Source organism: Acinetobacter sp. YH12027, assembly GCF_013420085.1.
GTDB classification, from domain to species: Bacteria; Pseudomonadota; Gammaproteobacteria; order Pseudomonadales; family Moraxellaceae; genus Acinetobacter; species Acinetobacter amyesii.
In genome coordinates, this window is the sequence record NZ_VOYW01000002.1 from 1 (window position 1) to 26,438 (window position 26,438).

Below are 26,438 nucleotides of genomic sequence, written 5' to 3' on the forward strand. Positions count from 1 at the left end.
GAGCTGTCGGAGCTGTCGGAGCTGTCGGAGCTGTCGGAGCTGTCGGAGCTGTCGGAGCTGTCGGAGCTGTCGGAGCTGTCGGAGCTGTCGGAGCTGTCGGAGCTGTCGGAGCTGTCGGAGCTGTCGGAGCTGTCGGAGCTAAATTTAGCGGGTTCCAACGGAACTGACCATCATTCATTTCACTAATTTTACCAATACCCGGAAATGGTAAATGTGCAAATGCAACGAAGGTTTGCTCTTGAGCAAAACGTTTAAAAATTGCTAAACGAGTTTCACTGGCTTTGACCGGATCGACATCAAAATCGACAGATAACTTTGGTTGTTCAAACTGTAAATGATAGGAATGAACCACATCGCCGAGGATAGCAAAACTTTTAGCTTGTGATTTTAAGATAAAAGAATAATGCCCCGGTGTATGTCCAACACTCGGTAAAACCTCTAAACCATTAATCACCGAACCAACGCTAAAGGTCTTAAAACTCCGCATGGTTTGATATGGCGCAATCGCAGCTTTAATTTTCACAACGGTCGCTAAATAACCTTCACGTTTTTCGGTAGCTAAAGTGTTGACGGTGCTTTCACTTAACCAATACTGACTTTCTTGTTCATTGACGTAGACCGTTGCATTTGGAAACACAGCCTTACCTTGTTTCGCAATGCCACATGCATGATCAGGATGTAAATGAGTTAAGAAAACACTGCGTACACGATTAAGCTTATAGCCGGCCGCCTCAATATTTTGTGCAATAGAACCTAAGTTCGGTCCAAAACAACTGGCTGCACCACTATCAACAAGACTGATACCGCCTTGTCCATCATCAATCAGGTAGGCATTGACACTGGTTTGTATACCTTTGCTCTGATCAACAGCAAGCTTTTGGAATAAAGCGCGAACTTCTTCTGGTGTTAAATTTTGTTTAAATAAATCAGGACTTAATTCGAGTGTCCCATCTTTTAAAGCAATGACTTTATACGCACCCACTTGGAAAGGATAAAATCCCATGGGCTGAGTCACATTAGATTTGATTTCCGTTTGAATAACTGCCGGCTCTGCACTGACAACCTGGCTGGTTAAAAGTGTTGCTGCAAGCACAGCAAAACTAAAGTATTTCATTGTTGACCTATATCACTTTTATTATTTCATGCAATGAAGCAAAGGCTTCAAAATTAAAAAATTTAAACGCCTGTATTGTGCCTGAAATTCAGGCAGATTTTAAGTCTAATAATGAATAAACATAGCACTAACTTGATACAGGCTTATGTAAATCCCCTTAAATTTTTAGGCCCAATAAAATAAAAACTGAATGCAAGAAAACTTTAAGCTTGGCATGCTATATTTTCGCCAGTTTTTAAATCTATACGTCTGTACAGTGCTATGAGTGAAATTTCCCCGTTTAAAGGCAAATCTGGATTTAAACGAATTTTAAATGCAACGCAATATTCCCTCGACGGATTCAAAGCTGCTTATCAAAATGAAGCTGCATTTCGACAAATTGTCTGGATGAATATTGTGCTTATTCCTACCAGTTATTTTCTCGATGTGAGTCGTGCTGAACATGCCCTTATGGTAGTGGTGTGCTTATTTGCCTTGATAGTTGAGTTATTCAATTCTGCCATTGAAGCCGTTGTCGACCGCGTATCTTTAGACAAGCATCCACTTTCTAAAATTGCAAAAGATATGGGGAGTGCCGCTCAATTCGTTGCTTTAGCAATTATCTTTTTTACTTGGTTTATTATCCTTTTGCCTTAAATAAAGGCTGTCTCACTCTATTTGCAGGGTTATGCCCTGCTTTTTTTAATTCCTTATTTCTGTTTTTTAAGTAAAATTTACGCTTCCCTATGCACATCTACTGATCCATCGAAATAAGCCAAAAATTCAAACTATGAAATCATTGGCTTAAACAAGATTAGAGGGGGGAAAATAGATACACATTCATTGAGCAGACCGCTTCTTAAGGACGCTTTTACAAGAAAAGATAAAACCTATTTTTTCGGACTTTTAAGCTTGAACACGTTAAAATGCCTTGAGAATTTTGTGCTACTTTGAAATGAATCATGACTTTGAGCACCACCAGCCTTCGCAAACAACTCCGCAAGCAGCGTCGTAGCCTAAACCTATGGGCCCAACGACAAGCTGAACAACAGGTCCTACAGCGTTTAATCCGACTCAGTCATTTTCAGCGCAGTCAGCATATAGGCGTGTATTTACATGCATTCGGTGAAATTCACACTCAACAGCTCATCCACTACTGTTTTACTCATCAAAAAAAAGTGTATTTACCCATGATTTGCAACATGAATCAGCAACTGGTTTGGGTTGAAATCTCACGACATCAATACATCAACAAACGTTTTTCTCATCACCCACTCGGCATGAAAGAGCCTATGGCGAGTCGTGGGAAGCATGTTTCTCATCTTGACCTTTTAATCATGCCCTTGCTCGCTTGCGACAAGTACGGCACACGTATTGGCATGGGGGGTGGCTTCTACGATAAAACATTAGCAACAGCTCACTCTATACCCTACCGCCTAGGACTTGGTCACGATTTTCAACTCATCCAAGACCCCTTAGTCCGAGAAGCATGGGATCAACCGCTAGATGGCTTTATCAGCCCATCTCAAACTTTAAGTTTCAAACGTTAATTTGATATTTTTGACGCTGAGTTACACTTAAAAATCACATATTTAGTCATTTTTTATACATTTTAATTGGCATGACCCTTGTAATTTAAAAAATACACATCACTATAAAAAACATGGCAACACCGTTGTCACTCATTAGGAGTGCCCATGTCTGAGATTATTATGAATGAAGAAAGCTTGGAAACTACAATTCCGAGCGTATTACCGCTTTTAGCGCTACGAGATGTGGTTGTATATCCTCACATGCAAATTGCACTGTTTGTGGGTCGCGAAAAGTCGATCAATGCAGTCAATGTCGCACGTGACAGTGACAATCTTGTATTCGTAGTTGCACAAAAAGATTCGCTTACAGAAGAAATTGATCACGACAATTTATATCAATACGGTACTGTCGCGAAGATTGTGCAAGTTGTGAATCATGAGAATGATGAAAACTGTATAAAAGTACTGATTGAAGGCTTATATCGTGCCAAGCTAGAAAAAATTATCGATGCCGATGATTACCTGACTGCCGAGCATTCATTAAGCCCAATGACGGTTTCTGTAGACTCAGAAACTCAGAATAACCGTGTCGAAGAATTACGTACCTTATTTGCTCAATATGCAGAAGCAAAACTGCGTAATGCACGTGAATTGATTGCAGCAGCCAATAAAATTGATGATTTACTGCAATTATTATTCTTCGTAGCAACACGCGTGCCTTTGAATATTGATGTCAAACAAAAATTCTTAGAGCATGATGAATTTGAAGCACATTTAGCTGAACTCATGACCTACTTATTACAACAGTCAGAAGAACAGCAAATTGAGCAAACCTTACATGATTCTGTAAAACGCCAAATGGAAAAGAATCAGCGTGAATACTTCTTAAATGAAAAAATGAAGGTCATTCAACGCGAACTTTCTGACATGAATGGCGGTGCTGAAGATGACGTTGCAGAAATTGAAAAACGTCTAGCTGAAGCCGATTTACCTGAACATGTACGTAAAAAAGCTGAAAATGAGTTCCGCAAGCTAAAAGCGATGCAACCTGCTTCAAGCGAAGCTGCTGTCGTGCGTAACTACCTAGAAGTTATTTTAGATACGCCTTGGAACAAAGCCAGCAAAGTCAGCATTAACCTTGCGAAAGCTCAAGATATTCTTGATGCCGATCACTATGGTTTAGACGACGTGAAAGACCGCATCGTGGAATACCTTGCTGTTCAATCACGTGTGAAAAAACTTCGTGGTCCAATCCTGTGCTTAGTTGGTCCTCCAGGTGTTGGTAAAACTTCACTCGGTGAATCTGTTGCCAAAGCGACTGGTCGTGAATTTGTCCGTATGGCGCTTGGCGGCGTGCGTGACGAAGCTGAAATTCGTGGTCACCGTCGTACATATATCGGTGCGATGCCCGGTAAAATTGTGCAGTCTTTGACAAAAGTTGGCGTAAAGAACCCACTGTTCTTACTCGATGAAATCGACAAGATGGCGCAAGACTACCGTGGTGACCCTGCTTCAGCATTGCTTGAAGTCCTCGATCCATCACAAAACAGTAAGTTCAATGATCACTATTTAGATCTTGATCTAGACCTTTCTGAAGTGATGTTCATCTGCACTGCAAACAGCATGAATATTCCAGAAGCTTTGCTTGACCGTATGGAAGTGATTCGTCTACCGGGTTATACCGAAGATGAAAAAGTGAATATTGCTGAACGTTACCTTGTTCCAAAAGCCATCAAGAACAACGGTCTACGTGCGAAAGAATTAACCGTTCACGAAGAAGCCATTCGCGATATCGTACAACGTTATACACGTGAAGCTGGTGTCCGTAGCTTAGAACGTGAAGTGTCTAAAATTGCACGTAAAGTGGTAAAAGAAGCGGTGAGCAAGAAAGCGAAAAATCTTCAAATTGAAGTGAATTCGAAAAATCTTCCTGACTACTTAGGTCCACACAAATTCGACTTCGGTATGGCCGAAGAAGAAGCTGAAGTGGGTCGTGTAAATGGCTTGGCTTGGACATCTGTTGGTGGTGAACTACTAACAATTGAAGTTGCAGCAGTGAAAGGTAAAGGCAAGTTCATTACCACCGGTTCTCTTGGCGATGTCATGAAAGAATCGATCACAGCAGCGATGACCGTTGTACGTACCCGTGCAGATGAACTAGGTATTGAAGCGATTCGCTTTGAAGAAACAGATGTACACGTGCATTTACCAGAAGGTGCAACACCGAAAGATGGTCCATCTGCTGGTTTAGCCCTAACTACCGCTCTTGTTTCAGCTTTTACAGGCATTGCAATTCGTCCAGATATCGCGATGACAGGTGAAACCAGTCTTGGTGGCCGTGCAATGCGCATTGGTGGTTTAAAAGAGAAGCTTCTCGCTGCTCACCGTGGTGGTATCAAGCTTGTCTTTATCCCACAAGACAACGTTCGTGACTTGGCTGAGATTCCAGACAATGTCAAAGAAGGTCTAGAAATTAAACCAGTGAAATCGATTGATGAGATTTTACCTCTAGCCTTGGTTGATATGCCTAAACCTCTTACAAAGACACCGATTGTCAAAGCAACTGAAGGTGGCAAAGCTGCACGTCACTAAGTGCTAGCAACTCGCAATAAATGAAAAAAAGCCCTGTTTCGACAGGGCTTTTTTATATCCATTTTTTTCGTGCTGAATATTCGGAACTTTTCATTCAAATCCTTCGCAACTATTAGACTCAAGACTCAAGACTCAAGACTCAAGACTACAGCTACAGCTACAGCTACAGCTACAGCTACAGTTATTGTGGATCACTATTTCAAAGTCGACATCAAGATCAATAAGAGCCAATAAGAAAGTCTTACAATATTTGCATGCTATTACTTGAAATATCGCCCTCTATCCCACATATATAGTAAAGAGATATACGCGCTGTATGTTTCTTTATTGGTTCCAATCACGTCTAAAAGCGTGATGATCATTGGAACAAGATGGTCATCTACATCTCCAGGTAGATGACCTTTTATCGCAGTCCACAGGCTTTCGGGGCTGCGTTTTTTATGTCATGTTTTTAAGACATGCTATTTCAAATTTAAGATGTTTTTCACCAAACCATCGATCACTTGAGCCATTTTATCTAAGTTTAATTTATCCATAGTATCTTGCTCAGTGTGATAGTGCTTATTACGATAAAATGCCGTATCAGTGATCATCATCGCCGGCATATCAAATTGCCAATAATTCATATGATCTGAAAAATCCACACCCTGAATAAATGAGGGTGAAATCAAGCGTTCACATTGCAACTGCTTCAAAGACTCCATCGCCGCACAATACGATGAGGTTAAGTCACGAGACTGAATGTTCCCCACCGATGCAATAAAATTCGTATGTGATGGATAAATCCACTTCAGCCCAACAGGATATTCTTGGGTGACTTTGGGATCAAAATAACCAATCATTTCTAGAATATACACACCTGAAATTTTATCCTTTTCCTTTGCTACCGATTTTGCATGGATAAAACTGCCCATCGACTCTGTTCTAAAATATGGCGGTTCTTCGAGGGTATAAAATACAAATTCAATATTTTGTTTTAAACGCGCTTTTTCAGCCGAAAGAATCCGAGCAGCTTCGAGTACACCTGCAACGCCAGAAGCATTATCATCAGCGCCATGCTGCTCCTCAAATACATCGTAGTGCGCGCCAATGATCACTCGGTTGCTATGCCCTGCATTTAAGGGACAGACCACATTACGGTATGGTTGGCTGTTCACGGTATAGGTTTGAAAACGACAATTCACACCAAACAAACGCATCTGCTCACGAATCCAAGCAGACACCCGATTTAACTCTTGAATGTTCTTATAGTTACGATATTCAACTTCATTACCAATAATTTGCTCTAAATAGACTTTTAAATTATCCGGTTCAGCGGTTCTAATATTGTTGGCATTCGCCGCAAATGAACACCATGCAAAAATTGAAAGCATTGCTACTTGCTTGAGCAAAAATAACGTACCGTCCTGCCATGTTTTTTTCATTGTTATTATTCCAATTTTCATCTTCGATCTAATCTGCTTATGCTGCGTATTTAAACAGCAAGCAGAACACGATTTCAATTGCAAATTGTGTCTGAACATACAAAGCGCAAGCGAACCGTTATAATGCTCTTTTGTATACTTTCAGGCGCTGTATGAAAATTCGTATTCTGACAATCGGTCAAAAAATGCCAGCATGGGTTCTGACGGGTTTTGAAGATTATTTCAAACGTATTCAGCCTTTTGTTCAAACGCAAATCATTGAACTGCCTATGGCTAAACGTGGCAAGAACGACTCAGAAGCCGACATTTTAAAATACCGTCAAATTGAAGGTGACAGCATTTTAAATGCCATGAAATCGAATGAAGTACTAATCGCCTTAGAAGTTGGTGGTCGTGAGTTCAGTACGGAAAAACTGGCTGAAACCATGAAAGGTTGGATGCTTGAAGGCAATGATGTGGTTTTAGCCATTGGTGGGCCAGATGGACATTCTGAGGCGGTACGTAAAGCAGCAGCATGGCATTGGTCTTTGTCTAAACTAACTTTGCCACACCCAATGGTTCGTGTCATGCTCATCGAACAGCTATACCGTGCAATGAGTATTAACCATAATCACCCTTACCATCGTGCGGGTTAATCTAAACGGACATCCAGCATCAACAGCAAGCAAGCGTTGCAACAATGAAACAAACCGTTGAAATTATCCGAATTGTTACGCTGAATAATTTAGTGCATGATCATCATATTCCTTTAAACAACCAACGGCGACCGCGATGAATTTACAAACACTTCCAGGTTTATTTATTTCCCATGGCTCACCTATGCTTGCCATCAATCCTGAGCAAGTCGGTCCTGCGTTGGAACGTTTAAGCCTGAATCTTCCAAAACCGGAAGCCATTATTATCATGTCCGCACATTGGGAAAGTAACGCACTAGAAGTAAGTACCAGTGCCCGTCCTGAAACTTGGCATGACTTCCGTGGCTTCCCTGCGGAACTTTATGATATTCGTTATCCAGCGCCGGGTAACCCAGAGCTCGCAGAAGAAATTCTCCATTTGCTTGCCAATGCAGGGTTATTGGCACATGCCAACAGCACCCGTCCACGCGATCATGGCGTTTGGATGCCGTTATTGCATATGTATCCTGATGCTGACATTCCTGTGATTGAAATATCACTTCCGATGACCATGTCTGCACAAGAGATCTATAAAATTGGACAAACGCTTGCACCTTTACGTGACAAGCAAATCTTGTTGATTGGATCGGGCAGCATTACTCATAACTTACGTGAATTGGCTTGGGATGGACGTGCAGCAGCCGTGCCTGAATGGGCGTCTACATTCCGTAATTTTGTGGTCAATAAGCTCACTCATCAAGATTTTGATGCAGTTCTCGATTGGCAAAATATCCCATTTGTGCAACGCAACCATCCGACCATTGAACATTTTGCACCCATCTTCTTTGCGATGGGTGCAGGCCCCCGCTTCTCTATTGTTCACAGTAGCTTTAGTATGGGTTCGCTGGGTATGGATATTTATCGTTTTGATTAAACGTGAATAAAACGAGATAGCTTGACTTATTCATAATTTATATTAATAAGTTAACAAATTATTATTTATGGATACATTTTGCTACTTATTTGAGCTGAATGTATTCATATTTTTTTAAAATGAATGGGTTATGCTACAGGCTGAAATTCACTTAGAACAGTTAGCGTAATGAAATTAAAATATTTAGCGATCGCCCTCTTCCCTTTAGCCCTTGCAGCATGTCAATCAAGCGATATCCAAAAAGCTGGAGATTTAGCCGTGAGCGTATTAAAACAACAAAATGCTGATAAAACTTTAGCTTCATATCAATGGAGCACCACCACTGAAAATGCACCAAAACCTTTAGTTTTAAATTTTCTAGAAAATGGCACTTTGGGTATTTCAACCAGCTGTAATAGCATGTCAACCCAATGGAAAGTGGAACACAATACACTTGTAACAGGCAACATTGCATCTACCATGATGGCGTGTCCTGATAATGCGATGAAACAAGAAGGACTTGCATCTTCACTCTTTAGTGACCGTAAAACACCTTTTGTTTTAAATACTACAGATCCACAAAATCCAACGTTAACCATTATCTCTGCAACAGGTGAAAAACTGGTTTTCACTGGAAAATTAACACCTGAAACTCAGTACAACTCACAAGGCGAAACGATTTTCCTAGAAGTCAGCCCTGAAACTAAACAATGTACAGGCGTTGCTCCACAAACTTGTTTGCAAGTGCGTGAAGTGAAGTACGATGAAAAAGGCCTAAAAACACAAGTTGATAAAGACTGGACCTTATTTTACGATCAAATTGAAGGCTTTAAGCACACTCCTGCAGAACGCCAAATTATTCGCGTAAAACGTTTTGAACGTAAAAACCCTGCTGCTGATCAATCAAAATATGCCTATATTTTTGATATGTCAGTCGAACGTGAAGCTGTAAAAGGTACCTTGTAAGTTACAGCCGATAAAAAGCCGAGGTCATCGCCTCGGTTTTTTTATCTTCACGACTGCAAACGCTAATCAGCCGTGCAAAGTTTTCAAATCACGATGTACTGTTCAGCCAATGCTTTAGCGATGTAAATTTAAAGCTACTACAAAAGCAAAATGCCCTGCCTGAATTCATCCTGAAGAATCGCAATCAACAGACCTATATTTTTTAAGCATACAGCGAATTACCCATTGACGCGATTTTGAAGCAGAACAATTAACTCAAAAGAATCGGGTCTCGTAAAGAATAACGCTCCCCCCAAACCACACTCAAATTAACGATGGCAGTATGACATTCTTAGTGGCCGTAATTACATTGGCCACAATTATGATGTAGAAAAGCATACTTTGCGTTTTATAGGAGATGTAGGGAGTACACTGAAGTTCAGCACACAGTTACATCGGTCAGGGCTTCATTTTTAAACGTTTGCTCGACCAACCCTTAAATTTTCACTTCAGTGTTATGGATAGCGAAATCCAACTTACCCTGATGAGCACTAATTAACAATCCAATATATTCCAAACCATTAAGCCATAAAAAAACCGAGGCTTGAGCCTCGGTTTTCAGTTCAACTTACGGAGAACTTAGTAAACGCCTTGAGCAAGCATTGCGTCAGCAACTTTTACGAAGCCTGCAATGTTCGCACCGTTTACATAGTTCACAGTACCATCTTCTTCAGTACCGTATTTCACGCAGTTGCGGTGAATTTCTTTCATGATCGCGTGTAGACGCTCGTCAACTTCTTCGAAAGTCCAACCCAAACGAATTGCGTTTTGAGACATTTCAAGACCAGAAGTTGCAACACCACCCGCATTAGATGCTTTACCTGGTGCATAAAGAATTTTCGCTTCAACGAATTTCTCAACTGCAGCCAAAGTAGATGGCATGTTTGCGCCTTCAGCAACACAGATTACGCCATTAGCAAGAAGAGCTTCAGCATCAGCTTCATCTAATTCATTTTGAGTTGCACATGGCAGCGCGATATCACATTTGATTGACCAAGGGCGTTGACCTTCTAAATATTCAAAACCGTGCTTAGATGCAAATTCAGAAATACGGCCACGCTTAACGTTTTTCAATTCCATTACTTCAGCAAGAAGTTCAGTTGTGAAACCGTCTTTCACGTATACAGTACCAGCTGAGTCAGAAAGTGAAACCACTTTCGCACCTAAGTACATTGCTTTTTCAGCAGCGTATTGTGCAACGTTACCAGAACCCGAAATCGTTACAACTTTATCTTTAAAGCTATCGCCACGAGTTTTTAGCATTTCCTCAGCGAAATACACAGTACCGTAACCAGTTGCTTCAGGACGCGCAAGTGAACCACCGAAAGTTAAACCTTTACCAGTGAACACACATGCTGTGTCATTGCTTAATTTTTTCATCATACCAGCCATGTAGCCAACTTCACGGCCACCTACACCGATGTCACCCGCAGGGATGTCAGTGTTAGAACCAAGATGACGGTATAATTCGATCATTAATGCTTGGCAGAAACGCATGATTTCGCCTTCAGATTTACCTTTAGGGTCAAAATCTGAACCACCTTTACCACCACCCATAGGAAGTGTAGTTAAAGCATTTTTGAAAGTTTGTTCAAAACCTAAGAATTTAAGAATTGAAAGGTTCACTGATGGGTGGAAACGCATACCACCTTTGAATGGACCAATTGCTGAGTTGTATTGAACACGGAAAGCACGGTTAACTTGAGTTTGACCTTTGTCATCTACCCATGAAACACGGAACTGAATTGCACGCTCAGGCTCAACAAGACGTTCTAGCAAACCGTAGTCAGCATATTGTGGGTTCTTTTCGATGAATGGCCAAAGGCTCGTCATCACTTCTTCAACAGCTTGAAGAAATTCAGGTTGATGTTCATCACGTGTTTTAACGTAGTCTAGGAAGTCGTTAAGGCTGTTATATTTCAACACTTAATCCTCAGCAGATGTATGGATCAAAATTGATCACAATTTTGATCAAAGATATATTTTGGCGCAAAATATTAAATATCTTTTGTAACTAATCAGCAATAGTTTTTTTAAAAAATCTTTAAATTCTTTAAAGAACAGCGATTTAAATTGATTACTCAGATATTTTAGTTATAAATATTATTACTTTTAGGAATATTTTAATGAATTATTTTGCTCATTTATGATGCATCTATAGACCCATTTTTGCGCACAGCAATTCATACTGAAACATGCTAGAATTCAACGTCCTCTTTGGTTTTTCTCTGCCTTCATTTGTACTCGCGACTACCCATGACTTCTGAAATTTCCCTCATCCAACAAATTGATGCCCTATTGCCACAAACTCAATGTGGACTTTGTGGACACCGAGACGGCTGCTTACCCTATGCCAAAGCCATCAGTGAAGGAGAAGAAGCCAATAAATGTATACCCGGTGGTCAACCTGTGGCAGATTCACTAGCAGCGTTATTAAATCGTCCACACTTAACAGCAGAAGCCAGCGTTTGGCCAATCCAAAGTGATGGACGCCCGCAACGGGTTAAAGCTGTGATTCGTGAGGATGAATGTATTGGTTGTACCAAATGTATTAGTGCCTGCCCTGTTGATGCCATTATTGGCTCAGGCAAATTGATGCATACCGTCTTGACGGATTTATGTACGGGCTGCGAACTCTGCATTCCACCTTGTCCAGTGGATTGTATCGACCTTGTCGAAGAGCTTGATCAAGTGCCATCTGAAGCCGCTCGAATCGCAGAACAGAATGATTTACGTCGCCGCTACTATGCACATATTCAACGTGAGGAAAAGCGCAGAATTCATCGTAAAGGCCCAGTCGTACGTGCTGAAATTGACACGGAACTTTTTGCCCAATTTTCGACCCAGACAGACTCAGTACCGGTCATTGAAGTCGTGGAAAAACCTGCTACGCCAGTCGTTCAACTCGATGCAAAAACCACCATTGAACTTGCAAAAATTCGTACACAAATTAAGAAATTAGAAAAACAACTGAGTGTTCGAGACGATGCAAAAAAACGTGAGTTACTCCATACGCTCACGCAACAATTAACACAACTGCAAGGGGCTTAATCATGGCGGTTAAAAACATGACTAAGAAGCAAATTCAAACTTTTTTTGAACGCTTACGTGAGCAACGCCCCAACCCGAAAACTGAACTCAATTATAGTAGTCCATTTGAACTTTTAGTGGCTGTTACCCTATCTGCTCAGGCCACAGATGTCAGTGTCAACAAAGCCACAGACAAGCTTTTTCCAGTAGCAAATACTCCTGAAGCTATTTATGCGTTAGGTGTTGACGGACTGAAGGAATATATCAAGACCATTGGCCTGTATAACTCAAAAGCGGAAAATGTCATTAAAGCCTGCAAGATTCTCATTGAGAAGCACAACAGCATCGTTCCGAATAATCGTGCAGATTTGGAAGCCTTACCCGGTGTCGGTCGTAAAACTGCAAATGTGGTGCTGAATACTGCTTTTGGACAACCGACCATGGCAGTCGATACGCATATTTTTCGTTTAGGTAATCGTACAGGATTGGCTGTCGGCAAAAATGTTTTGGAAGTCGAACACCGACTCGTCAAAGTCATCCCCAAAGAGTTTATTGTTGATTCACATCATTGGCTGATTTTACATGGACGCTATTGCTGCATTGCCCGCAAACCCAAATGTGATGAATGTATCGTGTCTGATGTATGTAATTGGCCTGACCGTTTTGACTTTGGCGCATTAAGACCGATTAAAACCACCCAAATTGAGGATTAATCTCTTCAATTTGGGAGTTGATGAAATTTGTAAGAATCAATTGATCGAGTCGATGCTTAATTTTTATCTTGTTTTTTGTGTTTTTTATTAAGCTCTTGCTGCAGCTTTGGATGTAAGCGATATTGCTTCGGGTTCAGTTTAGCTTGCTCTGCTTCTTCCACTTGCACCTTACGCAACATTTTAAAGCTGACAAATAATAAGCCCAATAACACCGCCACAGCGATGATGACCATTATAACCAAAGCAAATTTCATAACAGATTCGCCCTAAAAGCCACATAAAAAAAGAGCCCCACTATGCAGTAGGACTCTTTGATTGTCAAAAATTCAAAAAAGTTGAATTATTTAGACTGATCTAAAATCGCGAACAAATCAGTTTGAACTTGATCGATTGGACGAAGACCATTTAATTTGTCATAAGTCGGTGCGTTTTCGCCAGAAGCTGCACGACCTTGGTAGAAACCAACCAATTGCTCAGTTTCAGCGTGGTAAGAACCTAAACGCTTACGAATTGTTGCTTCTTGGTCATCCGGACGTTGAACAAGGTCTTCACCAGTTTCGTCATCTTTACCTTCCACTTTTGGTGGGTTGTAAACGGTGTGATATACACGACCAGATGCAGGGTGTTGACGACGACCAGATAAACGTTGAACGATTTCTTCGTCAGGTACATCGATTTCAATTACATGATCGATGCTGATCCCTTCGTTTTCAAGCGCTTCAGCTTGTGGAATCGTACGCGGGAAACCGTCAAAAATGCAGCCGTTGACACAGTCAGGTTGAGCAATGCGTTCTTTTACAAGACCAATAATAAGCTCATCAGATACAAGGCCGCCATTATCCATGACGCTTTTAGCTTGTAGACCTAATTCAGTACCTTCACGAATCGCAGCACGGAGCATATCACCGGTTGAAATTTGTGGGATATCGTAGCGCTTACAGATCAACTGAGCTTGTGTCCCTTTACCTGCTCCAGGTGGTCCGAGTAATATAATGCGCATAAAAAAACATCCTCATTTTAAACATTGTATATGACGCTATGTAGTGATCTAAACCCAAGATTCAGATCATCTTCCAGCATCTAATTATAAGAAAGCCACAAACAAATGTATTGTACCCGCGATAAAACCGGTTACACCACCCAAGACAATTAAAATCCATTCGTCTTCCTGAAATGCAGGACGTAATAGATTTTGAAATTCTTTCGGTGTTAGCTCACGAATACGGTCTCTAAACATTTGAAAGATTTTCTGTGCACGGCTCGCATTAAACGCAGGGTCGCATACAGGCACCATCGTAATTTCAATTGAGCGATCGATCAAGTCTGTCTTGAGTTTTGCGTACTCTTTTGGACCTAAAGACAACTGTAATGAGGTACGAACCAGTGGAGATTCCATAATTTCATTAATATGACGTTTCACAATGCGACGGGTCTTATCTTTCTTCCCGCCATACATCATTTCGGTCATGATAGATTTTAACGTAATTAGGTCTTCTGTGACTACACTTGCGAATACATCTGAAACTTCTTCTTGGCGTTTCATAAACGCGCCTTGAACATTGTACGTTCCAATACGTGGAATCACAGGTTTAATCCAAGGGAATTTACGATCTTTAGTTAATTCAAACAATTGTAAATACTTAACGGGGTGCGGCTCAATGGGATTAAATACCATCCAGATGGCAATCCAGTTGGTCAAAAAGCCCCAGATTGCTGCCCAAAATGGAACCGTCCAATGCCAAGGCACCACAAACCAAACAACCATTTGGAAGATACCAAAGAACATCCCAATCAAGGCACTGATATGCCAAATAAAGTTGATTTCTTTTTGGCCAACTTTAAGGAACATACGTACCATCAAGAGACGATCCGCTTCCATTTGGCTCACCACCATTTCACGCATATCAACAAGTGACTCTACGTTCATGGTCAGTTCGGTCACGAGTTCTTTTAAGGTATTTGGCAGCTGTTTGTGTGCTTGGGTATAAATACGACGTTTAATCGAATACGGTAGGTTTTCCCAAAGCACCGCATTTCGGTCTAGCATGACTTCATCAATCAAATGTTCAAGCTCAAAGCCAACTTGTTCACCAATGATGCGCGCCATGTCCTCAGGATCCATTGCTTCCAAAAACTCACGCAAGGAACCCAATTTAGACAATGTATTATCCGTAATAATGCCAGAAATACGTCCAGCTTTTCTTGGCACAATCCCCTGCCATCCCACGGGTAATCGACCTAAATGGAATCCCCAGAAAGTAATCGGGTAAAACACCATTTTCAGTGCCATCCAAACGTGTGCCCAGGTAACGAATGCGGTAACGGGGATAATACTCAGCACAGCCCAAAAATCGGGACGTTGCAAAAAGGTTTGCCACAATTCGTTAACGTACTCAAGCATGCATAACTTCCATATTTAATTTTATTCAGTGAGTGCGGTTATAAAATAAAGTTGATTATTTTCACTACAAACCAAAACTTAAAGTATATGAGATTTGTAGTCTCGGTTCGGTTTCCACAATCACATTACCTGATTTGTCTTCTAATTTTTCACCCGCCCCCAAGCCTACACTAAACGTACTAATACGCTCGGCACTCAACATCACATAAGCAAGATCGATACCACCACCTAAACGCGCTTCATCTTCACCATCTACTTTCTTAGAGTCGATGTGACCCGCATAAGCTCCGATATAATAACCATTTTTATCTTTGCCAGTGAAATGAACTGGGTAACGAAAGCCGACTTGCCCACCAGGTGTTTTATCATCGTTCAAGAAAACACCAGCTTTTGCATAGGCAATGCCATATGGGTTTACCCACTCACCATTCACGTGAATAATTTTTTGAGTAAAACCTGCTCCAACATTCCATGGTTGATAACCCTTACTTGTTAACTTTGCCTCAGGTAAAAATGAATTGTCATTGGCATGTGCGATGCTTCCGAGCATCATAAATGCAAGCAATGGATATAATTTATTCATTGTTTTCACAAACTTCCTTAGTATTATTTTTTGGAATATTCCTTTTTTATACGTTTCGACTTTAGCAGAATAATATGAACTGTTATACACAAAGCCCCATATTTTTCATGTCTGCAAAGTCAAAATTTGACATACTCCCACCACTTTCGACTAGCTCAAGTGGGGGATTCTAAAAGCAAAAGCTTTTAGGTGACTTCCTTGCGGATTTCGCTTGCTTTCTGCTTCAAAGGGCGACCTTTACCGCATCTTCCCTCCACAGACAAAACGGTGTGTCCCACCGCCAAAATGTTACGAGAAGCGTTTATATCCGCATTCTCGCTAAAGCCACACTCAAAACAGCTAAAGTTTGCCTGAGTGAGCCTGTTTTCTTTTGCAACATGACCGCATGAGCTACAAGTCTGACTTGTATATTTGGGGTCAACTTTAACGAGTAAACCACCTCGCCATTGTTGCTTGTAATCCAACATACCCACAAGCATTGACCAACCTTGATCTAGGATTGATTTGTTTAAGCCTGATTTGGCTTTCACATTCTTTCCTTTTTTCTCAATTGTTCCGCTTGCTGACTTCGACATATTGGCTACTTTTAAGTCCTCAACTACGATCATTGCGTGGTTTTTGCTGAGAGTTGTCGTGACTTTGTGCAAGTAGTCATGTCGAATATTGGCGATATGATGGTGTAATTTATTGATCTTTGAGTTAAGTTTTTTCCAATTTTCACTGAATTTAGTTTTCTTCTTCAATTTGCGTTGAAGTCTAGCCAACTTCACTTGATTGGCTTTAAAGCTATTGATCGGGTCGAATACCTGACCTGTTGAGGTTGTCACCAATTTTTTGATGCCAAGATCAACACCAATGGCTGATTTTGATGGGTGGATGGGATGTTCTATTGTGTTCTCAACACCAAAAGAAATATACCACTTACCGACATGCTTTGAGATTGTGACGTTTTTAATCTCACCTGAAATATCTTGTGATTTTCTGAATTTCACAACACCAATATCATTAGGTAATTTTACTTGGTTGCCTTTAACCCAACAATATCGATTAAATTGAACAATACGAATTGAATCATAACCATCTGATTTCTTCTTAAATCGTGGCATAAGTGGTCTAAGTTGAACTTCACTACCATCAGCTAATTTAAAGAATTTTGGTTTTTTAGGCTTAAAAGGCTTTTGTTTTAACTTGGCTTGTTCTTTTTTATCAAAGAATTTACCCCAAGCATCACCAAGATCCCGAACTTTTTGTTGAAGTGAAACACCATTTGAACTGTTTTCTAAAAAAGCACACTCAGGCTTTTTGCGTAGTTCAGGGATTTTATTAACCAAATTAATTTTATTAATGCGTTCATTTTTAGCAAGCATTTCAAATGAAATGGCTAGGATTTGATTCCAAACAAAACGTGCAGAGCCAAGCAACTTGTTTAAAACAAGTTCCTGTTCTGCATTAGGCTCAAGCCTAAATTTGTACGCCTTGTTGATTTTCATAAATGAGTGTGTATGTGGTAATATGTGATATATTATCACCGAATAAGCCATTTAACAATGACAGAAATATACAAAAACCGACATTCAGCCTTTAATTTACATGTACATTTAGTATTTATCACTAAGTACAGAAAAAAGATTTTAGGTGAATCACATCACAAATATTTTAATGAGTGTGTATCTGAAATATGTAAAGATTTTGATGCGGAATTAAAGGAATGTAATGGTGAGGCTGATCATATTCACATGCTTATCCAATACCCACCAACAGTTCAACTGAGTAAGTTGGTGAATAATCTAAAATCAGTAACAAGTAGAAGAATGCGGAATGAATTTTTAGATTTACGTGGTAGCTATGCAAAGCCTATTTTGTGGTCACGCTCATATTTTGCAGGGTCGTGTGGTGGTGCGCCTTTGGACATTATTAAAAAATACATTCAAAACCAACAAGGTTAAAACCGTGAAATTCACCTCCACCCTGACTGTCGGGTGGAGTCCTCTTTCACTTTAAGATAGACTGCAATCACAGCAGAGTCTTTTTTATTTATCAAAAAAATGTCAGTTGCGCTAGAATATGCCTCTTCCGTTATTTTAGCTCTCAGTCTTTAAGTCGATCGCGTATGAAGCAGCATTATCCTTTAAAAAATGTCCAGCAAGAAAAGCGGATTTATCGTAATCGCGTGGTGATTTCGATAGGGATTGTCTCCTTCTTTATGCTGTTGCTTGTGGCACGATATGCATATTTGCAAATCAAAAGTTATGAGACCTTTTCGACTGCTGCCGATCAAAACCGGATTCGATTGCAACCGCTTGCACCTTCTCGTGGTTATATCTATGACCGTAATGGTGTGTTATTAGCCGATAATTATCCGGTTTTCTCAGCAACCATGAGCCGTGCGGATGTTAAAGACATTGATGATACGGTAGAGCGCCTAACGCCTCTGTTAGAACTGACTGATGAAGACATCGAACGTTTCAAAAGTCGGATTAAAACCTCTAAAAAGACTGAACGCGTTTCGATTAAACTGAATTTAAATGAAAATGATATCGCCCGTTTTAGTGAGGTGAAATATCAATTCCCGGGTGTCAATATAGAGACCCAAATGACTCGCTACTATCCACATGGTGAACTGTTTGCCCATGTGATTGGCTACGTAGGTCGTATTAATGACAAAGAACTAAAAACGATTGATAAAGATTTATACGCTGGCTCAAACCTGATCGGTAAAATTGGCGTTGAAAAATCATACGAAGAACTTTTACACGGTATGCCGGGGAATGAGTCGGTTGAAGCCGATGCCTTTGGTAATGTGTTACGTCATCTAGGTCGTAAAGATCCAATTCGTGGTAATGACTTATATTTATCCCTAGATTATGGACTGCAAATGGTCGCTTCAGAGCAGCTTGCAGACCGACGTGGTGCAATTGTGGCGATTGACCCACGTACTGGGGAAATTCTTGCTCTCGTTTCTAGTCCTAGTTTTAACCCAAACTTATTTGTTACCGGGATTAGCAGTAAAGATTATTCTGAACTGCGTGATAGCCTCGATCAGCCATTATATAACCGTGCTGTGCAAGGGGCTTATCCACCGGGTTCAACGATTAAGCCAATGTTTGGTCTAGGTGGTATTCATTATGGTCTAGTGGATTGGAGTACAGCCATTTCCGATCCGGGCTATTTCACGCTTCCGGGTGACAGCCATCGTTTCCGTGACCACAAAAAAACTGGTCATGGCTCAGTTAATTTACACAAAGCTCAAGTCATTTCCTGCGATACCTATTTCTATGTCTTGTCCTATCGTATGGGCATTGAAAAAATGAATACTTGGATGCGTCAGTTTGGCTTCGGTGAAAAAACCGGTGTAGATTTACCAAGTGAAAGTACGGGGCTATATCCAAATCCTGAATGGAAGCTCCGCACACGGAAGTCCAACTGGCTTAAAGGTGAAACGATTTCCGTCAGTATTGGTCAGGGTGCATTTACTGCAACACCATTACAACTGGCGATGGCGACTGCTATTACCGCCAATCAAGGCTCACATGTTACACCTCACGTTTTGCGTGAAAGTAAAGGCGCTAAGGTTCATAAAGTCCATAACGCCCCGAATGGTCGCATTCAATTTAATGGTAAGCCAGATGATTGGATCAAAATGCGTGATGCCATGATTGATGTGGTTCAAACAGGGACAGGTCGTGGTATTCGTACCCCAATGTATCAAATCGCAGGTAAAACAGGGACTGCACAGGTTAAAAGTATTGCTCAAGGTAAACGCTATAACGAGTCCTTATTGACAGAGCGTCAGCTTGACCATGGTTTATTTGTTGGTTTTGCCCCTGCGGAAAAACCTGAAATTGCCATTGCCGTCGTTTGGGAAAATGGTCGTCACGGTGGTTCTGCTGCTCAAATTGCGAAACCGATGTTTGACTACTGGTTATTAACACGTAAAAAGAATCCAATTCGTCCTGCTAGCCATCAAATTAGCGGTGGTCTCATGACTGCGGGTCTAAAACCGAGTGAGTTACCAAGCGGCTCGAATATTTTATCAGCCGACCCAAATGCAAGCCCAACTGCACAGCAGAACAATAGTGCAACTCAACAACCGAATAGTGCAAATACAACACCTCGTGCTGCCAGTGCCGCACATGCAACCGGTGAGGAATAATTCATGAAAAATCAATTAAGAATCATTGGGGGTGAATGGAAACGCCGTCAACTGCCTTTTGCCAATATTGATGGTTTACGTCCTACACCTGACCGTGTGCGCGAGACATTATTTAACTGGCTCATGTGGGATGTTCAAAATGCCAAAGTTCTCGACCTGTGTACAGGTTCAGGTGCTTTGTCGTTTGAAGCACTCTCACGTGGCGCAGCAGAAGCCGTTTTAATTGAACCTGATCGCACCCAAGCGAAGTTTCTCATGGACAATTTAGAACTTTTAAGAGTTAGCAAACAACGTGCGCAACTCAAAAACATGACGGCACAACAAGCCATTCCTAACTTGAAAGACCAATTTGATCTGATTTTCTTAGATCCACCATATAGTCTTGATTTATGGCAAGAACTTGCTGAATTGGTCGATCCGTGCATTGCAGACAATGGTTTAATTTATATCGAAGCTGATCGTGATCTTGCTCAGTTAAAACTGCCGAGCTGTTGGCAGCAAATCAAACAAACCAAAGCAGGTACGGTACGTGCAGGCTTATATAAAAAGGCTTAATGTAAATGCACACAAAAAAGGACGTTAATGCGTCCTTTTTTATTACTTGAAAATCATTAAACCTGTGGTCGAAGTGGACGCTGGCTGTTAAATCCACCCGGGGTTTTAGCTTTATCCACGGGCGTTACTTTAGGACGTTGTTGCTGTGGTTTTTGCTGCTGGGGCTTGCTTGTATTGGGTTTAGCTGGCGTCTGAGGCTTTGCGCTTGGACGATGCACATTTGACGGATGCTGAGATGAAGGATTCTGTACATTCGGTTTATGCGCATTTGGTTTATGCACATTCGGTTTATGAGTATCGTCTGGACGGTTATTCGAATTCGATCGTGGTGAGTTTGGTCGATGATGCGGGCTATTCACTCGACCATATGAACGGTCATAACGCTGACTTGAGTCATAGCGCTGTCCGTATGAACCACCATATTGACCTGAATAACCATATTGATTTGCATAGCCATATTGATTCGATTGGTACCGGCCATCATCAAATGGCGCCACGACACACCCTGTAAATGTAATTGCAACCACAGATAGCAAAGCAACTTGTTTAAGCATGTGTAGCACTCCTCTTTGATGAAGAGCATTTTCACTTATCGAAATGAATTCAATCAGAAGTCTGTGTACATATGCTGTATTTAAACATTCATGTTTTATTCATCATTTGACATCCAATTTTGCTACATTTGCTCAGTCAGCCACATTTATATAGAAAAATTCACTACAATAGCGCCACGTATTACAAAGCTGTAATTTAATGACTTGGCTGATTTTTATTCTTGGTGCCATCTTTGCGGGATTCATACAAGGATTAACAGGGTTTGCATTCGCCCTTATCGCAATGTCATTTTGGGTTTGGATACTCCCCCCACAAATAGCCGCACCCTTGGTGGTCTGCGCTTCAGTTTATAGCCACTTCATTTCATTATCATCAGAACGTAAAAGCATTCCGATCAATAAAAAAATCATTTATCCCTATTTAATTGCAGGAATTTTAGGTGTACCACTCGGTACCTATTTATTAGACAGCATTAATCCAGATACATTTAAATTGGTTTTGGGCGCTTTTTTAATGTTTTGGTGCCCAATTTTATTTTTTAATCCTAAATTTTCATTCATCCAAAAATCAGGGAAATGGGCGGATTCTAGTATTGGATATATTGCTGGAATCTTGGGTGGTCTTGGAGGCTTTTGTGGTGCATTACCCTCTGCATGGCTCATGCTGAAAAATACACCCAAAGCAGAACAACGCTATATTTTGCGACATTTCAATTTAGCCATTCAGCTCGTCACACTCATTAGCTATCTGCTACAAGGGATCATCCATCGTGAACATCTGCCCTATTTAGCCGTGCTTTTGGTGATTATGGCTTTTCCAGTGATTTTTGGTGCCAAACTTTTTTATCGCACTTCAGAACGCCAATTTAAACATATTGTATTAGGTCTTCTATTCTCTTCAGGCTGCTTCTTGGTGACGATGAGTATCTTAACCTGATGACTCAAAACCTAAAGATATTTGTCCAAATTGTTCTAACAAAAAGCCTTTTCAGTTAGACATTCACATCTTGTAACAATGACACAGTTCACATTTAAATAAAAATTAGCCAAATGGTAAAAAAGTGATTAATTTTTTTGACGAAAATTAATAGAATATTGCACCTCATAATTTTGCTTAAAATAAAACCATGAAAAAGTTCATCCTGCTTGCAGGTGTAACTCTGCTTAGCGGCTGTATGTTTGGCACGTCCGGCGAAATTAAAAAAGCTGAAAAACTACTCTCACATTTTCAATGCAATAATATTGAAAGTTCACATATGGCTCATAGCTCGATTACAAGTTTTCACGAAGAAAAACTAGCATCAAGCAAACAAAAAGTCGTGTCTTATATCGATAGCTATAAGCAAGGCGAAAAGTTATTTCGTATCCCGCTCATCGATGTGGTTGATCAGCAATACATTATTTATAAGGCGGCATGTCAAAATCTGGGCGGTATCCATCCCGATTTTCATGATTAAATTCAATATAAAAGTCTAAAAAAATCATCTAAACGTAAAAAGGACAGCCGATGCTGTCCTTTTTTATTGGATTGTTAGATTAATGATAGCGTGTATCGACACTGAATTTTTCAGGAAATTTGGCATGTATTTGCGCGTAAAAATCCATGATTTCAGCCATATCTTTTTCATAATCGCCTGTAGGATAAACAATTTTACCCACACCCGTTTTTTTCTGCGCATAGTCCATATAGGCTAAAGCAATCGGCACACCTGCTTGCATGGCAACATGATAAAAACCGGTTTTCCACTTCTCTTGTTTAGCGCGCGTCCCTTCAGGCGTTACCAACATGACTAATTTCGGATGATGCTTAAATAAGTCAGCCATCAGCTCAACCATACTTTGACGTGCTTCACCATCTTGTTTTGGACGACGATTAATACCAATCCCGCCCATGGCACGTACAAAAGGCCCAAACGGAAATTTCATATAACTGTCTTTAATCGTGATACGAACATTTACCCCTAAAGCTTTCAGCGCAAGGCGTGCATAAAGTGCATCCCAATTACTAGTATGTGGCGCTGCAATCATGACACATTGGTCGATATTTAAATCCCAATGGTTATCAATTTGCCACCCCAATAAGTTCAGACTTTTTTCCGCTGTTTTTTCAAACACAATTTGCACCGACAGTTTTTTCTATGCCGCAGAGTTTAACAACGCAAAATAATTATAAAAGCCTATATTGTTTAGTTATTCACCAATTAATATATAAATGTCCTTTAGCGTTCACTTTTAGGTAAATCACCAATATTTCACTATTTACGAATTTTTAAAAATCAAATGTCTGTTTTGATGTATTAACCAAACACACAATTGTTAACAAGAATAGGCTATTTTTCTTGAGCAATAAAAGCCACGCTTAGCATTATATTGGGTACGTACGGTGTATAAATCTCATGAAAAAACTAATCCTCGCTCTCTGTATGGTCAGTGCAACCCTAACGGCATGTTCAAAGACCAGCAATGAATCTGAAACCGCTATACCACCAGATAATAATGTCATTGCTAATACAGACGCTGCCTCAGAAAGTCCGATTGCCACAGGTGATAACACCGAAAATGCACTTGATTGGGCAGGTGAGTATAAAGGGATTCTACCTTGCCATGATTGCAAAGGGATTGAAACTGAACTTGAACTCAAACTTGATAAGAGCTATGAGCTTAGCCAAGAGTTTTTAGGTAAACCTGCGAACACTGAAAATAAAGTGAAAGGCAGTTTTAAGTTCTTGCCAGATCAACCTGGAATGATTCAACTTGATGCTGAGGGTGACAATCGAATTTATTTTGTAGGTGAAAACTTTATTGAGCTTCGTAGTGATAAAGGTGAAAAACTAGAAATGCCTGAATTAAATTTACAGCTCACTAAAAAGCTTGATTAGCGTTTTATTTAACATTTGTAGTCATATATTAATCATAAAAAATCCCCGCAAAAGCGGGGATTTTTTGTTTAATCCAAATGTATCAACGGGTTAATTATTTTCCGCCAAATACATAAGAAAGACCTACACGACCACCAACTTCGCTACCGCCAGCGAAACCAAGAGCAGCACTTAGAGAAGTACGGCCATCAGCAAATACGCTTGCAACACCTAGAGCACCAGCAGACTCACCTTCATAGTGACCTACACCACCAAATACTGCGAATTGACCTGCACCGATGTTAGGAATTTGTTGTTGAGCAGCTAATGCAATTGCCACACCACGGTAAGCAGTTTTTTCTACGTCATCAACACGTGAATTCAACTGATCTACACGTGAATTTAAGTTAGCTGCAGTAGTGTTGAACTGAGTTAAACGAGCGTCAACTTCAACAATTTTAGTGTCTACTTCAGCAACTTTTGCATCGATTGCTTCTGTAGCACCAGCAACAGCTGTATCAACTGATGATTTGATACCTTCAACAATACTTACACCACCGATTTGATAGTCAGCAGCATTGATTACGCCAGTTGTATTAATACCACCTGCCGTAATTTCTGTTTTTTGAGTACCGTTAGCATCTGTTTTTACAACTTCAGTACCATATTTATTAGAACCGTCTGCATTTTTACCAATTACACCTGTTGAAACAGCTTGCTCAACTTTAATTTGCGGTGCAGTTTTGTCAAAAGTTGTGTCAACGTTTGTTGTAGCGGAACCCGGGGTCGTAATACCAGCTTGTACACGAGTTTGATCCGTTGTAGAAACTGATTCGCTATAAGTTACATTTTTATTAGTAACTGTATTATGTACTTTTGAAATTTCAAATGTACCTGCATCATACTGTGCAGTACCAGTTTTAATATGGGTACCGGCAACAGGGGTTGTACCAGTCCATTCAACTAAGCCAGTACCATTACCTGTAATTTCGTAATAAGTCGAAGCTAATTCACGACCTTCATCGTTGTTATAAACTTCAAGAACACGCTTACCATCTACCTCATATTCACGAGTTTTTTGAGTACCGCTTACTTGTGATTTAACTAATACTGAACTTGCAACACTTCCGTCAGTTTGTAGAGTTCCTTTATTAGAAAGATCAGCTAAAGCAATACCATTACCAGTTAACATTGTTACATTTGCATTATCACGTGCACTTAAGCCATAAATATTTTTTGATGGATCTGTGACAGGACCAGTACCAGTATTTGCTAAAATACCAGTTTGAACATAACGAATATCATCAGAAGCTACTTGTTGTTGACCTAAAGTACCTTGTAAATATTCTTCTGTAGAAGAACCTTCAGGAGCAACAATTGTCCCTTCTACTGAGCCAGCATTAACAGAAGTACCACCTTGATAACCATAAATTACATGTTCACCATTCACTTGGCGATGTTCATAACCAGTTGTTAAAGTACTACCAGTAAGCCCAGAAATCTGACCACCTTTTGCTAGAGTATTAACATCGATTGGCGATGAACCTGAATATGCAGCTAAGTTACCAGAAGCATCAGCTACATAAGTTCCAGGAATTTTCGCTCCTGTTAATGGGTTCTCAAACTGGTATACAGTTGTACCATCTAAAGTTTTATATTTGAAAACATCATACTTAACATCAGAACCTGGTTGAGCAACTTGGTTAACATCACGAGTGCCTAAATCAATTCCGTAATCATGAGTACCGTTGTTTAAAATTCCAATTTCAGGCAAAAAATCAATATCAAAATCTAAGTTAGGTGTATTAGTTGCATGAATACCATGCACAGGAGCTTCTACTTGGCCTAACTGGTTCACACCATTACCACCATAGATCTGATTTAAATTAACCAAATTTTCAGTTACTTGTACAGGTTTTGCCTCTTGTGTTACTACTGCTGCATTAACTGTTGAAGCTGCTACTACTGCCAAGCTTGCTGCTAGAAGTGTTTTCTGAAATTTCATACAAATTCCTTCAATTTTTATAAAAAGACTGGTAGACCCTAGGATGATGTTTACCAGCGAAACTTTTACGAATGCGTACTTATCGTCTGGAGAATCCGCAATTCATAGCCAACCGCCCCTGCGGTTCTGTGGCAATAATATACAAAATGAAACATTAATATCAATCAAAATTTGATTTATTTTTAAATAAAAAATACTTCAATTCTTTTTTTTATACAAAAAATACTATAATTTATTGTTTTTTTTATATTTTTATATAATACAATTAATACTAAAGAATTATATTTCCTTTAACTTTTACTCTTTAATCAATCAATATTTGATTGCTCGTAAACACGTATCGTTTATCCTCCTTACAAAAAATTACTCTTATTTATCAATAATTAAACGAAAAATGATTGTTATTTATTTGG

The 26,438-nt window shown here is 40.1% G+C and carries 24 protein-coding genes and 2 pseudogenes; 14 read left to right on the top strand and 12 right to left on the bottom strand.

Annotated elements, in window-relative coordinates; genetic code table 11:
- A pseudogene (locus tag FTT94_RS16540) lies at positions 1-139 on the bottom strand (hypothetical protein); the annotation flags it as partial.
- 132 nt (positions 140-271) lie between these two features.
- A pseudogene (locus tag FTT94_RS00380) lies at positions 272-1,114 on the bottom strand (MBL fold metallo-hydrolase); the annotation flags it as partial.
- 261 nt (positions 1,115-1,375) lie between these two features.
- Between FTT94_RS00380 and FTT94_RS00385 the strand changes: the two are divergent.
- From FTT94_RS00385 to lon, 3 genes are all read left to right on the top strand, one after another.
- Positions 1,376-1,750, top strand: coding sequence for a diacylglycerol kinase (locus FTT94_RS00385; RefSeq protein ID WP_168378310.1), 375 nt, complete (start codon positions 1,376-1,378; stop codon positions 1,748-1,750).
- Positions 1,751-2,055: 305 nt separating this feature from the next.
- Entirely contained in the window at positions 2,056-2,643 is a 588-nt protein-coding gene (locus FTT94_RS00390; RefSeq protein ID WP_168378311.1) for a 5-formyltetrahydrofolate cyclo-ligase, read from the top strand.
- A 147-nt stretch (positions 2,644-2,790) separates the two neighbouring features.
- Entirely contained in the window at positions 2,791-5,217 is a 2,427-nt protein-coding gene (lon, locus tag FTT94_RS00395; RefSeq protein WP_180170018.1) for an endopeptidase La, read from the top strand.
- Positions 5,218-5,678: 461 nt separating this feature from the next.
- Here lon and FTT94_RS00400 read toward each other — a convergent pair whose 3' ends face one another.
- Positions 5,679-6,641, bottom strand: coding sequence for a M20/M25/M40 family metallo-hydrolase (locus FTT94_RS00400; protein WP_373686005.1), 963 nt, complete (start codon positions 6,639-6,641; stop codon positions 5,679-5,681).
- 152 nt (positions 6,642-6,793) lie between these two features.
- Between FTT94_RS00400 and rlmH the strand changes: the two genes are divergently transcribed.
- The 3 genes from rlmH (at position 6,794) to FTT94_RS00415 (ending at position 9,134) form a co-directional block, all read left to right on the top strand.
- Complete coding sequence (rlmH, locus tag FTT94_RS00405) at positions 6,794-7,276, top strand: 23S rRNA (pseudouridine(1915)-N(3))-methyltransferase RlmH (RefSeq protein ID WP_078189858.1); 483 nt, start codon at positions 6,794-6,796, stop codon at positions 7,274-7,276.
- A gap of 136 nt (positions 7,277-7,412) precedes the next feature.
- Positions 7,413-8,189, top strand: a complete 777-nt coding sequence (locus FTT94_RS00410) for a dioxygenase (RefSeq protein ID WP_180170019.1) — start codon at positions 7,413-7,415, stop codon at positions 8,187-8,189.
- A gap of 168 nt (positions 8,190-8,357) precedes the next feature.
- Positions 8,358-9,134: an META and DUF4377 domain-containing protein gene (locus tag FTT94_RS00415; RefSeq protein ID WP_180170020.1), complete on the top strand. Its 777-nt coding sequence runs from the start codon at positions 8,358-8,360 to the stop codon at positions 9,132-9,134.
- A gap of 618 nt (positions 9,135-9,752) precedes the next feature.
- Here the strand turns inward: FTT94_RS00415 and gdhA are convergent.
- Positions 9,753-11,099 (bottom strand): NADP-specific glutamate dehydrogenase, encoded by a 1,347-nt coding sequence (gdhA, locus tag FTT94_RS00420; RefSeq protein WP_227591817.1) that lies wholly within the window; start codon positions 11,097-11,099, stop codon positions 9,753-9,755.
- A gap of 330 nt (positions 11,100-11,429) precedes the next feature.
- Between gdhA and FTT94_RS00425 the strand changes: the two genes are divergently transcribed.
- On the top strand, positions 11,430-12,224 hold the full coding sequence (locus FTT94_RS00425) for an RnfABCDGE type electron transport complex subunit B (RefSeq protein ID WP_180073237.1): 795 nt from the start codon (positions 11,430-11,432) through the stop codon (positions 12,222-12,224).
- A gap of 2 nt (positions 12,225-12,226) precedes the next feature.
- On the top strand, positions 12,227-12,916 hold the full coding sequence (gene nth / locus FTT94_RS00430; RefSeq protein WP_180003965.1) for an endonuclease III: 690 nt from the start codon (positions 12,227-12,229) through the stop codon (positions 12,914-12,916).
- 56 nt (positions 12,917-12,972) lie between these two features.
- Here the strand turns inward: nth and FTT94_RS00435 are convergent, their stop codons facing one another.
- From FTT94_RS00435 to FTT94_RS00455, 5 genes are all read right to left on the bottom strand, one after another.
- Complete coding sequence (locus FTT94_RS00435) at positions 12,973-13,170, bottom strand: hypothetical protein (RefSeq protein WP_180164050.1); 198 nt, start codon at positions 13,168-13,170, stop codon at positions 12,973-12,975.
- 86 nt (positions 13,171-13,256) lie between these two features.
- Complete coding sequence (gene adk, locus FTT94_RS00440) at positions 13,257-13,916, bottom strand: adenylate kinase (protein ID WP_078189866.1); 660 nt, start codon at positions 13,914-13,916, stop codon at positions 13,257-13,259.
- 84 nt (positions 13,917-14,000) lie between these two features.
- Complete coding sequence (locus tag FTT94_RS00445) at positions 14,001-15,317, bottom strand: hypothetical protein (RefSeq protein ID WP_218953198.1); 1,317 nt, start codon at positions 15,315-15,317, stop codon at positions 14,001-14,003.
- Between the two features lie 64 nt (positions 15,318-15,381).
- Positions 15,382-15,900, bottom strand: coding sequence for a hypothetical protein (locus FTT94_RS00450; RefSeq protein WP_180164052.1), 519 nt, complete (start codon positions 15,898-15,900; stop codon positions 15,382-15,384).
- Between the two features lie 185 nt (positions 15,901-16,085).
- Positions 16,086-17,390, bottom strand: a complete 1,305-nt coding sequence (locus FTT94_RS00455) for an RNA-guided endonuclease TnpB family protein (RefSeq protein ID WP_180164120.1) — start codon at positions 17,388-17,390, stop codon at positions 16,086-16,088.
- A gap of 57 nt (positions 17,391-17,447) precedes the next feature.
- On the opposite strand from FTT94_RS00455, the gene tnpA reads away from it, so the two are divergent.
- The 3 genes from tnpA to rsmD all read left to right on the top strand — a co-directional run bounded on the left by tnpA (position 17,448) and on the right by rsmD (position 20,608).
- Complete coding sequence (gene tnpA, locus FTT94_RS00460; protein ID WP_180164054.1) at positions 17,448-17,846, top strand: IS200/IS605 family transposase; 399 nt, start codon at positions 17,448-17,450, stop codon at positions 17,844-17,846.
- A gap of 164 nt (positions 17,847-18,010) precedes the next feature.
- On the top strand, positions 18,011-20,053 hold the full coding sequence (gene mrdA, locus FTT94_RS00465) for a penicillin-binding protein 2 (RefSeq protein ID WP_180170021.1): 2,043 nt from the start codon (positions 18,011-18,013) through the stop codon (positions 20,051-20,053).
- Positions 20,054-20,056: 3 nt separating this feature from the next.
- The gene (rsmD, locus tag FTT94_RS00470) at positions 20,057-20,608 is read left to right on the top strand and encodes a 16S rRNA (guanine(966)-N(2))-methyltransferase RsmD (RefSeq protein WP_180170022.1); all 552 of its coding nucleotides are present in this window, start codon (positions 20,057-20,059) and stop codon (positions 20,606-20,608) included.
- A gap of 56 nt (positions 20,609-20,664) precedes the next feature.
- Here rsmD and FTT94_RS00475 read toward each other — a convergent pair whose 3' ends face one another.
- Complete coding sequence (locus tag FTT94_RS00475; protein ID WP_180170023.1) at positions 20,665-21,162, bottom strand: hypothetical protein; 498 nt, start codon at positions 21,160-21,162, stop codon at positions 20,665-20,667.
- A gap of 199 nt (positions 21,163-21,361) precedes the next feature.
- Between FTT94_RS00475 and FTT94_RS00480 the strand changes: the two genes are divergently transcribed.
- Together FTT94_RS00480 and FTT94_RS00485 are read left to right on the top strand one after the other, a co-directional pair.
- Positions 21,362-22,099: a sulfite exporter TauE/SafE family protein gene (locus FTT94_RS00480; protein ID WP_180170024.1), complete on the top strand. Its 738-nt coding sequence runs from the start codon at positions 21,362-21,364 to the stop codon at positions 22,097-22,099.
- Between the two features lie 190 nt (positions 22,100-22,289).
- On the top strand, positions 22,290-22,619 hold the full coding sequence (locus tag FTT94_RS00485; RefSeq protein ID WP_180170025.1) for a hypothetical protein: 330 nt from the start codon (positions 22,290-22,292) through the stop codon (positions 22,617-22,619).
- A gap of 79 nt (positions 22,620-22,698) precedes the next feature.
- Here the strand turns inward: FTT94_RS00485 and FTT94_RS00490 are convergent, their stop codons facing one another.
- Complete coding sequence (locus FTT94_RS00490; RefSeq protein WP_180170026.1) at positions 22,699-23,277, bottom strand: 1-acyl-sn-glycerol-3-phosphate acyltransferase; 579 nt, start codon at positions 23,275-23,277, stop codon at positions 22,699-22,701.
- 281 nt (positions 23,278-23,558) lie between these two features.
- Between FTT94_RS00490 and FTT94_RS00495 the strand changes: the two genes are divergently transcribed.
- Positions 23,559-24,041: a copper resistance protein NlpE gene (locus tag FTT94_RS00495; protein WP_180170027.1), complete on the top strand. Its 483-nt coding sequence runs from the start codon at positions 23,559-23,561 to the stop codon at positions 24,039-24,041.
- Between the two features lie 94 nt (positions 24,042-24,135).
- On the opposite strand, the gene FTT94_RS16545 is transcribed toward FTT94_RS00495, so the two are convergent.
- Positions 24,136-26,025 carry a YadA C-terminal domain-containing protein gene (locus FTT94_RS16545; RefSeq protein ID WP_257230954.1) on the bottom strand — a complete coding sequence of 630 codons (1,890 nt, stop codon included), beginning with the start codon at positions 26,023-26,025 and terminating at the stop codon, positions 24,136-24,138.
- Between the last annotated feature and the right edge of the window lie 413 nt (positions 26,026-26,438).